The organism is Nocardia niwae NBRC 108934 = DSM 45340 (assembly GCF_001613465.1).
Classification (GTDB): Bacteria; Actinomycetota; Actinomycetes; order Mycobacteriales; family Mycobacteriaceae; genus Nocardia; species Nocardia niwae.
Genome location: NZ_BDCK01000049.1, coordinates 52,669 through 64,273 on the forward strand (window position 1 = coordinate 52,669; position 11,605 = coordinate 64,273).

Below are 11,605 nucleotides of genomic sequence, written 5' to 3' on the forward strand. Positions count from 1 at the left end.
GGCTTTCGGGCGCGGCCCGAACGTCTCGTGGTGCGGGTGGGATAACGCGCGCGGCTGGCATTTCGCGGGCCGGTCTCTTGTCGCGATCGACCGCGCGTCACGCCAGCCGGTCGAGCAGCCGAGCGCGCGGAGGGGAATGCTCGCGTGGCGTGTCTCGTACGCTGGCACCGACCGGAACAGCGAGGAGCGAGTGTGCGGACATGGGTGGCCCCGGGGCGGGTCAACATCATCGGTGAGCACACCGACTACAACGACGGCTACGTCCTGCCGATCGCGTTGCCCCTGGTGACGCGGTGTGCCGCGGCGCCGCGCACCGACGGGTCGGTGCGGGTCGGCTCTCGGCAGCGGCCCGGCGAGCCGGTGCTCGTCGCGGTGTCCGATCTCGCCGCGGAGCGGGCCAGGATGCCGGGGTGGGCGCGCTATCCGCTCGGTGTGGTCGCCGAGTTCATCCGGCGCGGGCACCGGATTCCCGGTGTGGATCTCGACCTCGACGGCGCGGTGCCGATCGGCGCGGGCCTGTCGTCCTCGGCGGCGCTGTCCTGCGCGGTGGCCATCGCGCTGCGTGATCTGTTCGCCCCCGGCCTGACCGACCGGACGTTGATCGATGTGGCCCGCGCCGCCGAGAACGATTACGTCGGCGCGCCGACCGGCTTACTCGACCAGTCGGCCGCGATGCTGTGCACGGCCGGGCACGCGCTGTTGCTGGACGTACGGGCGTTCGCCGCCGACACCGCCGCGCCGCGCGGCAGCGGGCACGAGCAGATCCCCTTCGACCTGGCCGCTTTCGGACTCGAACTGCTGGTGATCGATACCGGACAACCGCACGAATTGGCCGACGGCCGCTACGCCGAGCGTCGCGACCAATGCGCCGCGGCGGCCACGGCGCTCGGCGCAGGCACCTTGCGGGACGTGACGGTGACCGATGTCGGCCGGATCGCCGACGACGTGCTGCGTCGCCGCGCCAGGCACGTGGTGACGGAGAACGCCAGGGTTCTCGCGGTTGCCGAGAAATTGCGGAGGAGCGCCGACCCGCGCGGTATCGGGCCGATCCTGACGGCGGGGCACGCCTCGCTGCGGGATGACTTCGAAGTGTCCACTCCGGCCCTCGACGCGGCGGTCGACGCCGCGCTCGCCGCCGGGGCGCACGGCGCGCGAATGGTCGGTGGCGGGTTCGGCGGAAGCGTCGTCGCGCTCGTGGACCAGGACCGCACCGCGACGGTGGTCGAGGCGGTGCGGCGGCGCTTCGCCGGCGAAGGCCTTCCCGAGCCGCGCACGTTCGTGGTGGTCCCAGCCGCCGGAGCGCACCGCATCGGCTGAGCGGCCGGTGCATTGTGCGCGAATGTACCCCGCGGTAGGGCATGATCACGCAGAGTGGTGTCAGCCGACACCATTCGGCGGGCGACGAGGAGGTCGCGCGCGCCGGGCAGGACCAGCACGACGCACGCTTTCGCACGACGAGCGATCTCGCTCGCCGCCCCGGTCGTACCCGCCAGGAGGAACGCTGTGCCGCTCGCCGAACCGTCCGTACTCGCCGCCGTGCCCGGCTGGCACGCGGCTGCCTCACCCCCGTACCCGGTAGCCGCCGAGACCCTCCGGCTGGACGCGCAGCCCGTCGATTACGCGCTGGTAGCGCTGTATTTCGTGTTCGTGCTCGGCATCGGTCTGCTGGCCAGGCAGCGCGTGTCCTCCAGCATCGATTTCTTCCTGTCCGGGCGCTCGCTGCCCGCCTGGGTGACCGGGCTGGCATTCATCTCCGCCAACCTCGGCGCGGTGGAGATCATGGGCATGTCCGCCAACGGCGCGGAATACGGGTTCCCGACCTTCCACTACTTCTGGATCGGCGCGGTGCCCGCCATGCTGTTCCTCGGCGTGGTGATGATGCCGTTCTATTACGGCTCCAAGGTGCGCAGTGTGCCGGAGTTCATGCGCCGCCGCTTCGGTACCGGAGCCCATCTGGTGAACGCGCTGAGCTTCGCCGTCGCCCAGATCCTCATCGCGGGGGTCAACCTGTACCTGCTCGGCTCGATCGTGAACGTGCTGCTGGGCTGGCCACTGTGGGTCTCGGTGATCGTGGCCGCGGTGATCGTGCTGTCCTACATCACCCTCGGCGGTCTGTCGGCCGCGATCTACAACGAGGTGCTGCAGTTCTTCGTCATCGTGGCCGCGCTGCTGCCGCTCACTCTGGTCGGCCTGCACAAGATCGGCGGCTGGGAGGGGCTGCGCGACAAGGTCTCCGCGTCACCGGGCGGTGCGGCACAGCTGGAATCCTGGCCGGGCAATGCGCTGAGCGGGTTCGGCAACGACTTCCTCTCGATTCTCGGCATCGTGTTCGGGCTGGGGTTCGTGCTCTCGTTCGGGTACTGGACCACGAACTTCGTCGAAGTACAGCGCGCGATGGCGACCCACTCCATCTCGGCGGCGCGGCGCACCCCCATCATCGGCGCCTACCCGAAGATGTTCATCCCGCTGATCGTGGTGATCCCCGGCATGATCAGCGCGGTGCTGGTGCCGCAGATGGCGGAGTACAAGGCGGCGGTGACCGCGAATCCGGACTTCGAGAGCGACACGACCTACAACCAGGCCCTGCTCTACCTGATGAAGGACGTCCTGCCCAACGGCCTGCTGGGGGTGGGTCTGGCCGGCCTGCTCGCGGCGTTCATGGCAGGCATGGCGGCCAACATCTCGGCGTTCAACACCGTCTTCAGCTATGACCTGTGGCAGCAGTACGTGCGGCGCGATCGCCCGGACGGCTACTACCTCGGCGTGGGCCGGCTGGCCACCGTCGGCGCGACCGTGGCCGCGATCTTCACCGCGTTCATCGCCTCCGGCTTCAGCAACATGATGGACTACCTGCAAACCCTGTTCAGCTTCTTCAACGCGCCGCTGTTCGCCACGTTCATCCTCGGCATGTTCTGGAAACGGATGACCCCCACGGCGGGCTGGATGGGATTGGTCTCCGGAACAGGTTCGGCCATCGTCGTTTTCCTCCTGCACGAGGCGAAGGTGTTCGAGCTGTCCGGCCAAGGCGCCAGTTTCGTCGCGGCGGGTGTGGCGTTCGTGGTCGACATCGCGGTCAGCGTTGTCGTCACCCAGGTGACGGAGCCGAAGCCGGCGGCGGAACTGGTCGGGCTGGTCTACTCGGAGACGCCGAAGGAAGTCCGCACCGATCCCGAGGCCGGTTCGCTGCCCTGGTACCAGCGCCCGGTCCTGCTGGCGGGCATCGCGTTCGCGCTGGTCGTCGTGCTCAACATCGTCGTCGGATAAGGAGACGCCGCAATGCTTTTCGATATCCGCACCATCGTCGGCGCGTTGCTCGGGTGCTACGCGGTCGTCCTCGTGGTCACCGGGCTGGTGCACGACACCGCGGCCGAGCAGGCCAAGACCGGCGGAGTGAACGTGAATCTCTGGGCCGGGCTCGGCATGGGCGTGGTGGCGCTGGCCTTCGTGGCATGGGCGCTGCTGCGTCCGGTCCAGGTGCCGCCGGGATCGCACCCAGCAGACGCTGATGAGGAGCGCGACTCCGCCTGAGACGAACGACGCCCCCTGGGGAATCCCCAGGGGGCGCAATTCGAACGGGTCAGACGCCCGGCGTACCGGTTCCGCCCGGCCATGTGCCGGTTCCGCCGGCGCCAGGAGTGCCGGTTCCGCCGACACCCGGGGTACCGGTTCCGCCCGCACCCGGCATGCCGGTTCCGCCGGCGCCGGGCCGGGGAGACGTGCCGCGTTCGGTCGCGGTACCACCGGCATCCGGACGCGGAATGTCACCGCGCCAAGCGCCGGTCTCGCGGCCCTGATGCTCGATGAAGTGCTTGAAGCGCTCCAGGTCACCGTTCACCCGGTGCTTGAGCACGCCGAGCTTGTCGGCGACGTTTTCCACGAACCCTTCCGGGTCGACATCCATCTGCGCGGTCACCCTGGTGTGGGTGTCGTCGAGCCGATGGAAGGTGACGACACCCGCGTGCTTGGGCCCGCTGTCGGACTTCCAGGCGACGCGTTCGTCGGGATGCTGCTCGGTGATGGTCGCGTCGAACTCCCGCGTCGACGGGCCGACATGGACACGCCAGTGCATATGCCGGTCATCGATCTGCTGTACCGCTTCGACACCCTCCATGAACTGCGGAAACGACTCGAACTGCGTCCACTGGTTGTAGGCGGTGCGAACCGGTACCTCGACGTCCACCGTGGCGGCCATTGTGCTCACTTGCTACCCCTTTCCTCGCCCATCCGCACCATCGCGCGTCCGGGCGTCTCTCGGTTGACAAGCGCTCCCTTGTGGGGCGACTCGGGACATTGGTCGACTACCCGGGCGATCAGGGCACAAACAGAGCCCCTCCGCCCCACCCCCGCCACCGCCCGTCGTCAACGCAGGTCACCGCCCAATTCGGGCGAATTCTTCCGTCGCACACGAGGTTCATGATCAACGGCACACGGCTGTGGCATTTCGCGAGCAGGCCCTCCACCATGCGCCGTTGATCGTGAAAACCGGCGGTGGGTGCGAGGACCACCCGAAATGTGCGAGGACGTGCGGGCGGAGCGTGGTCAGGGTTGAGGACGGACATACAACGGATCATCGAGTGAAGGAGGGTCACGAATGAAGCGAGTCGAGACTTTCGAAATGCCCACCCGGAGCGAGATGCGCGATCCCGAGGCCTTGAAGAAACGCATTCAAGGCTCCAACGGCGGCCGGGACGACGCGTACGGCGCCTATCAGCTCGCCTGCCTGATGGCCGCCGCCGAGGCGGAGGAGCACGGGAGCGACGACAACGCCTGTCTCGATCTCTTCGTCGACACGCTCCCGGGGATGTTGAACAACTTGGGCTTGAAACTCGACGTCCACGCGTACGGCGTGTGCCACATGGCGGACTTCGAGGCCGCCGATCACGGCGATGCATCGTCGATCTATTGGACCCTGTCCGGGTTCCGGGATCGGTCCCGCATCTACGAGGCCATCGCTTTCCCTTCCGGCACACCCGCGCCCTCCGGTTCGCTGATGGAGCAATACGACGATTGGTCGCAGAATGCCGCCACGGTAGCGGATGAGGAATCCAGTGACTCGGCGCGATTCGCCGCGTTCGTCGACTCGATGTCGCAATATCTGAACTCGTCCGGCAAGAAGTTCCCCGGCACCTCGTTCGGCTACTTCAACAGCGCGGGCGGCGAACTCTACACCCCCAGCATGGAAGCGACCAGAATGCTTTGGAACGTCGCCCCCTTGGGCTCCTACGACGGTCACATGTACGAGTGCGTCACCGCCCTCCCGAAATGAGCTCGAGATCAACGGCACCTGACTGCGGCATCGTGCGGGGCACGTCCTCGGCTCTGCCTTCGGGCGTCCACACCGCCCTGGTCGACCGCCGACCTCCTGATACCGCAGCGAATCCGTTGGTCGAGCCCACCCGCAAGCTACGGTCCGGCATCGAGTGTCGATCTCGATGCCGGGGCCGGGAGATGCCGCGTCGCTCCGACGCCTCGATGGCACCACGGAAATACCGTCACGTCTCACCTGCGTCGGGCTCGAGTCCCTACTTGGCGTCGCCGTAGCATTCCACCACCGCCGTTGTGCACGGAAACCGAACCGGTGTCGGTCCGAACGCCAGCCGACCTGCGGTATCGGCCGCGGTGGCGATCATTTCGGCGACCGTCGTCGCCTCCTCCGACGGGCAGTGCACCATCACCTCGTCGTGCTGGAAGAAGACCAGCTCGGCACGGAGCCCGGCACGAGACATCGCCTGGCGCAGGGCCGCCAGGACCAGCAGGGCCCAGTCGGCGGCGCTACCCTGTACCACGAAGTTACGAGTGAAGCGGCCGCGGGCACGCGCCGCCGAGGTGCCGCCGTACTCGCCGAGTTCCTCCCGCGACAGGTCCTGCTCGTCGGGCGACGCGGCCGATACCGGCGGGCACGTCCGCCCCAGCCACGTACGCACCAGACGTCCCGCCGCACCGGCACGCGCCGCGTCGTCGACATAGGCCACCGCGTCCGGATAGCGGCGACGCAGACCGGCCAAGTGGGTCAGGGCATCGCCGGAGGTTTGACCGTAGATGGCGCCCAAGAGGGCGAGTTTCGCTTGCGCGCGATCGCCGTCGAAGCCACGGGCCGCCAGATCCGCGTACAGATCCTCCCTTCGACCGGCCACCTCCATCAGCCCTGGATCGCGCGAGACCGCGGCGAGTATCCGTGGCTCCATCTGGTCGGCGTCGGCGACCACAAGCCGCCAGCCCGGATCAGCGCGTATCGCCCGGCGGATCACTTTCGGGATCTGCAGGGCCCCACCACCATTGGTGGTCCAGCGGCCTGAAACAGTGCCGCCGGGCAGGTATTCGGGACGAAAGCGGCCGCCGTGCACCCACTGCTCGAGCCAGGACCAGCCGTGGGCGGTATACAAGCGATACAGCGACTTGTAGGCCAGCAGTGGCGCCACCGCGGGGTGATCGATGCGTTGGAGTTCCCATTTCCGCGTGGAAGACAACTCGATTCCGGCGCGGGCGAAGGCCTCGAGGATATCGTTGGGCGAGTCCGGACGGACCCGCACTCCGTTGCCGAAAGCCCGCGAGACTTCTTCGGCCAACTCCGCCATCCGGCGCGGCTGCGACCCGCCCGGATAGCGCTCGCCGAGCAGCGTGTCCAGCAACTCGCGGTGAACGTCCGCGCGCCACGGGATCCCCGACCGCGACATCTCCGCGGCAACCAGCATGCCCGCCGATTCGGCGGCGAGCAGCAGTCGCATCCGCTCCGGATGCTCGGTGACCGTCGTCCGGGCGATCTGACCCGCGTAGACCTCCACCAGGGCGGTGAGGTCATTCGTACCGGCCGGGAGCGGCACCGGGCCCGGCTCGAACAACGACGGCTGGCTCTCGGCGGCCCGGGCGGGGGCATCCGGCGGAACGGGCAGATTGTGCAGGCGAGCCCAAGCGGCCGCCAGCGAACGAGGCTGACCCGACTGCCCCTCCTCATGTCCGATCAGCAATGCCTCCGCGGCCTCTACGTCGTAGCAGCGCTCGACCCGCACGCCCGCCGCCAGCAGGGGGCGGTAGATCGCGGCGGTGGACCGCCACACCCACCGCTCCACCTCGGGGCGAGAACGCACCGCCTCGGCGATCGACGGCTCGTAGACCACCGCCCCAGCGGGCCGCCCGTCCGAATCGAGTGGACACAGATACGCGCCCCCCTCGCCCGATTCCGCCACCGCCCATCTCACGTCCCCGAGTCTGGCACCGGTGTCCGACACCATCGGCAGCGCTTCGTCGCGTCGCCGGGCTGTTTCACTGGATCGCACCGCAGGCCGGCCCTCCAACCCTCGTGGGGCAGGCGGGACAGAATCCGGCAACCGATGATTCCACCGGTTCGACGAACTGGACGCGGACCCCGGCGCTGGACGGGGTACGTCCGTTCCCAGGCATACCCCGTCCGCAATCGGCGCTCAGCGCGGTGTCGCTCCAGCGCGCTGCCGGCCTCAGCCGAGCGTGCGGGTGAGGAAGTCGCGGATCAGTGCGGCGATCTCGGTGCCGTGCGTTTCCAGGGCGAAGTGGCCTGCGTTCAGCAGGTGCAGTTCGGCGTCCGGCAGATCGCGCAGGTAGGCGCGCGCGCCGTCGGCTCCGAAGATCTCGTCGTGCTCGCCCCAGGTGATCAGGACAGGAGGCCGGTGCTCGGCGAAGTACTTCTGGAACTCGGGGTAGCGATCGAGGTTCAGTTTGTAGTCGGCGAAGAGCTGCAGTTGAATCTCTTTGTTGCCCGGACGATCCAGGTAGTGCTGATCCAAGGTCCAGGTGTCGGGGCTGATCCGCGTCAGCCGGTCAGCCGGTACGCCATGGGTGTACTGCCATTTCGTGGCGTCGAGTTCGAGCAGCTTACGCACCTCGGGCTCATGTGCCGCCCGGTCGTTGGCATGTGCGAACAGCACCTCCCAGAACGGGGTGAAGCCCTCCAGGTAGGCGTTGCCGCTCTGGGTGATGATCGCGGTGACACGGTCCGGATTGCGGGAGGCGATGCGCAACCCGATCGGTGCGCCGTAGTCCTGAATGTAGAGGGCGAACCGCTGAACGCCCAAGACGTCCAACAGCTCCGAGGTGATCTCGGTGAGCTTCTCGAAGCTGTAGTCGAAGGCGAGCACGGACGGCATGGCCGACTGTCCGAACCCGATGTGGTCCGGCGCGATCAGATGATAATCCGCGGCCAGCTCCGGCAGCAGATTGCGGAACATCGCCGAACTCGTCGGAAAGCCGTGCAGGAGCACGAGCGTCGGTTTGCTCGGATCTCCCGCCTCGCGGTAGAAGACCGGCAGGCCTTGGACCTCGACGGTGTTGTGACGTACTGCGTTCACTGTGTTTCTCCTAGTCGTGTTCATCGAACGGACACTCGGGGTCGGTCGCAGGTCGGCGCGGATGCCGAACGGCCGGCGTGGTAGCGGATGTGTCGCCGATCCGGCTTCGCGCCACCTACCACCTTCTAACCTCTGAAATAGCTTTCAGTGGTTAAGAGTGATCGCATGGGACTAACCTGTCAACGTGACATAGATGGTTATCGACAGGGGAATATCTTCACCACCGAACAGCAACCTCCCCGCACGGGAGCCCGATGCCCACAACCGCACCGGAAACCGCTGCTACTGATCGACCGGAACCGATGGCCGCGGCCATGGCGGACCGCTATCCGCGCGCGACACCGGCTATTGTGTCCTTTGTTCCGGCGATCTCGTCCATCAGCATCCGCAGTGTGAGTGAGTGCTTCTCGGGCGGAAGCGCATCCAACGCGTTACGCGCCGTTCGGACGCCCTCGGCTCGATCACCGGCTGTCACCAGCATCAGACCCCGGTGCATCTCCAGATGTGTCGCGAAACGCGGCAGTTCGGCCGGAAGTTCTCTTCGCGCTTGCTCCTGGGCTGTCACCGCCGATTTCTCATCCCCGAGCCGCGCGGCCAGCAAGGAGAGAAACACGTTCATGCGCCACCACGGGACCGCGTAATCAGAGGTTTGCTCATACGAGCCGGACTTGTCGAACACCCGGCGTCCCTCTTCCACGAGAGCACGCCCTGTCCCGTGGTCGCCGCGCAGCACTGCCGCGTGCGCCTTGCCCATGATCGCGTTGAGACGCCCCAAGCTGGGCTTGTCCGACAGCGATAGTGCTTGGTCGGCGAAGAGATCCGCGACCGGCAGCGCCGCACCTTCATAGCCGAGGGCAATAGCTGCCCGCCCGCGCACCCATACTCGGGTCTGCTCGTCCTCGGAGCGGTCTGCGGCCTCAGCGGCCATGCGATACCAGGTGACCGCCTTGGTGCCGTCCGCCCCCGGGAACGTTTTCGCGTACAGGGTCATCAGCCGGGCCGCCGTTGCCCACATCCGCGGGCTGTCCAGCTGCTGTTGCAGGATCGCCAGGTCGATGGCCAGGCGTCGTTGAATATCCGCCGCACCCAACGACATGTAGTCCGTGCCATAGGCGCTGAGCTTCGCCTGCCATGTCTCGGTATTCGGCCCGGCATGATCCAACCGCGCCGAGAATCCAGCCGCCAGCAGATCCGATGCCACTACCGGCGCGATGCTGGTCGCGGCCACCTGAGCCAGGAACGTCCGTCTGTTCATGCCATCGTCCTCGAAAACAGCCAGAGGCACGTCCAGCACGGCCGATAGATGGCGTAGCCAGAACCGGCTGGGCACCGTGTCTCCGTTCTCCCAACGCCTCGAGATGTACTCCCGAGAAATACTTGCCCCCGAGTGGACGGCCAGCTCGTCCGCCAGCCGCCCCTGCGACCATCCCCGAGCCTTCCGAAGCTCACGGATCAACTCGCCCACACCCATAGGCCGATCATCTCCCGGCTAGGCAGAGCGTGGAAGGATTAGCGCCAGCTACAGCCGGTATGGCATGGATGCACCGTGCGGGTGAACAGGCGTTTATAGCGGGTCCACATCACCGACCAGAATCCGACAGATCGATCGGGGACTCGCATCGCGAACAGGCCCCCGCTCGTCAACAGTGGCGGGCAGTCAGCGTGTCCGCGACCACCTGTCGACAAGGGTCTTCCATGCGAGCGCCCAAGGGAACTGGTCTATGTACCGTTCTCCCGTCCCGGGATCATGTTGGCGGTATACGTTGTCGCCGACGAGAACGGTTACACCCCATCGTTCGAGCTTCGCCATCGCTTCCTGTACCGCAGGAAACCTGATCTGTGCCCAGTTCGAGAACGGCATTGCGACGATGGGCAGCTGCTTGCCCACACCTTCGACCAACAGTCCCAGCGGCAGAGTGTCCGAGATCCCGGCCGCCCATTTGGCCAGCGAGTTGCAGGTGATCGGAGCGACGATCATCGCGTCTGGAGGTGGCAGCACGTCTGGCGCGTCGGGGTCTTTGTACTTGCTGCGAACTGTGTGACCGGTCAGTGCGGCCAGCCCATCAGCGTCGATGAATCGCCGACCGTCCGGGGAGGCGATGACGCAGACATCCCAGGCGTCACGTTGAGCCAATTCGACCAGTTTGCCGACATCGCGCGCAGCGGGTGAACCCGTCACGAGCGCGTACAGTACCGGGCTGCGGTGTGCGTTCGTCTCTTCCATCGGCTCAGCCCTTCACCCCGCACCACGCCGCGAAGTTCGCCAAGCTGTTGGTGGTGCGCGCGTCACGCGCTGCCAACGCGTGCACCGTCTCGTGAACTTGCGGGTGGTAGCGGGTCAACTGGGGCGCGATCCGTCGCGCCTGATTCAACGAATCCAGCGCACGCCGCCGATCGCCATGCAGCAGCCACGCCCGCGACAGATCGATCCAGTAGTGTCCGCTGCGGCTCGGTGCCGTGTCAGCCGGGAGGCGAATGCCGTCAGCTCTCGACACAGCCGTGGTGCCGTCACACAGTTCGACCGGCACCGCAACACGATGAATATCGACGTTTGCCGCGCCGAACTTCGTCCCGTAATGGTTTGCTGCCTCGTGTGACGGCACCGCCAGATCACCAGCCGCGCGCAAGTGCTCGTCGGCGAGTTCACCGTCGCCACTTCGCGCCGCCAAGACCGAGGCCCGTAGGTGCAGAGCGCCGCGGACCGCTGATGAACTGGAGCCCCTCGGCGCCAAGTCGACGAGTGCTGCCGCCCGGTCGATGCTGCGCAACCCTGCGTTGTACGACCCATCGAACAGCAGGATCAGAGCGTGGTTCCACTCACTTATAGCCGCGCGCAGCGGATCTCCGCCGAGGGATGCCGCACGCCTCGCGCGCTCATCCGCTAAGTGCGCCAAGTCGAGATGCCCTAGCCGATACAGGGCTACGACAGCGTAAGAGTAGGCAGCAGAGAGCAATTCGAACACTTCTGCGCGATCTGAGGCCGCGACATCATGACTAGCCCGATGCAGGTGGCGTAACACATCGGGCAAGGCCCGCACCGCTTCCGCGTGCTTCGTTCGTCGGTCGAACTCTTTGATCTCAGCGACCGCCGCTCGAACCTCGGCCAGCCCTCGAACAGCGGTATCGATATCCGGATCGTCACCCTCTACCAACGCCTGCCGAAGCCCTGGCACACCCGACTGCTCTGAGTCCGGTGCAGCATTACGCGACCAGTACGGCTGCTCCGTAAGGTCGATCACGCTGACACCCAACGCTGCCGCCACCGCAGCGATCAGCGACGGGCTAGC

At 66.8% G+C, this 11,605-nt stretch carries 9 protein-coding genes and 1 pseudogene; 4 read left to right on the forward strand and 6 right to left on the reverse strand.

The features are described 5' to 3' along the window. The first annotated feature begins 192 nt into the window (after nt 1-192). From galK to NNI01S_RS30195, 3 genes are all read left to right on the forward strand, one after another. On the forward strand, nt 193-1,317 hold the full coding sequence (gene galK / locus NNI01S_RS30185; RefSeq protein ID WP_084489404.1) for a galactokinase: 1,125 nt from the start codon (nt 193-195) through the stop codon (nt 1,315-1,317). A gap of 219 nt (nt 1,318-1,536) precedes the next feature. Further along, a complete protein-coding gene (locus NNI01S_RS30190; protein WP_063024492.1) occupies nt 1,537-3,264 on the forward strand; it encodes a sodium:solute symporter family protein in 1,728 nt (575 codons plus the stop codon). A gap of 12 nt (nt 3,265-3,276) precedes the next feature. Further along, complete coding sequence (locus tag NNI01S_RS30195; RefSeq protein WP_063024460.1) at nt 3,277-3,528, forward strand: hypothetical protein; 252 nt, start codon at nt 3,277-3,279, stop codon at nt 3,526-3,528. Between the two features lie 217 nt (nt 3,529-3,745). Here the strand turns inward: NNI01S_RS30195 and NNI01S_RS30200 are convergent. After that, nucleotides 3,746-4,201, reverse strand: a pseudogene (locus tag NNI01S_RS30200) (SRPBCC family protein); the annotation flags it as partial. Between the two features lie 390 nt (nt 4,202-4,591). On the opposite strand from NNI01S_RS30200, the gene NNI01S_RS30205 reads away from it, so the two are divergent. Next, complete coding sequence (locus tag NNI01S_RS30205; RefSeq protein ID WP_063024464.1) at nt 4,592-5,266, forward strand: hypothetical protein; 675 nt, start codon at nt 4,592-4,594, stop codon at nt 5,264-5,266. Between the two features lie 256 nt (nt 5,267-5,522). On the opposite strand, the gene NNI01S_RS30210 is transcribed toward NNI01S_RS30205, so the two are convergent. The 5 genes from NNI01S_RS30210 to NNI01S_RS35510 form a co-directional block, all read right to left on the reverse strand. Next, on the reverse strand, nt 5,523-7,196 hold the full coding sequence (locus NNI01S_RS30210) for a bifunctional 3'-5' exonuclease/DNA polymerase (protein WP_218019282.1): 1,674 nt from the start codon (nt 7,194-7,196) through the stop codon (nt 5,523-5,525). A gap of 255 nt (nt 7,197-7,451) precedes the next feature. Next, on the reverse strand, nt 7,452-8,318 hold the full coding sequence (locus tag NNI01S_RS30215) for an alpha/beta fold hydrolase (RefSeq protein WP_435825110.1): 867 nt from the start codon (nt 8,316-8,318) through the stop codon (nt 7,452-7,454). Between the two features lie 325 nt (nt 8,319-8,643). Next, entirely contained in the window at nt 8,644-9,789 is a 1,146-nt protein-coding gene (locus NNI01S_RS30220) for a helix-turn-helix domain-containing protein (protein WP_063024468.1), read from the reverse strand. Nucleotides 9,790-9,975: 186 nt separating this feature from the next. Further along, on the reverse strand, nt 9,976-10,542 hold the full coding sequence (locus NNI01S_RS30225; RefSeq protein ID WP_063024470.1) for a flavoprotein: 567 nt from the start codon (nt 10,540-10,542) through the stop codon (nt 9,976-9,978). Nucleotides 10,543-10,546: 4 nt separating this feature from the next. Next, nucleotides 10,547-11,605 (reverse strand): hypothetical protein (locus NNI01S_RS35510; protein ID WP_169813040.1); only part of this gene is annotated, 1,059 nt, incomplete at its 5' end.

Excerpts from the sequence above, each read along its gene's own strand:
- NNI01S_RS30195 (WP_063024460.1), top strand. The coding sequence starts at position 3,277 with ATGCTTTTCGATATCCGCACCATCGTCGGCGCGTTGCTCGGGTGCTAC.
- NNI01S_RS30205 (WP_063024464.1), top strand. The coding sequence starts at position 4,592 with ATGAAGCGAGTCGAGACTTTCGAAATGCCCACCCGGAGCGAGATGCGC.
- NNI01S_RS30220 (WP_063024468.1), bottom strand. The coding sequence starts at position 9,789 with ATGGGTGTGGGCGAGTTGATCCGTGAGCTTCGGAAGGCTCGGGGATGG.
- NNI01S_RS30225 (WP_063024470.1), bottom strand. The coding sequence starts at position 10,542 with ATGGAAGAGACGAACGCACACCGCAGCCCGGTACTGTACGCGCTCGTG.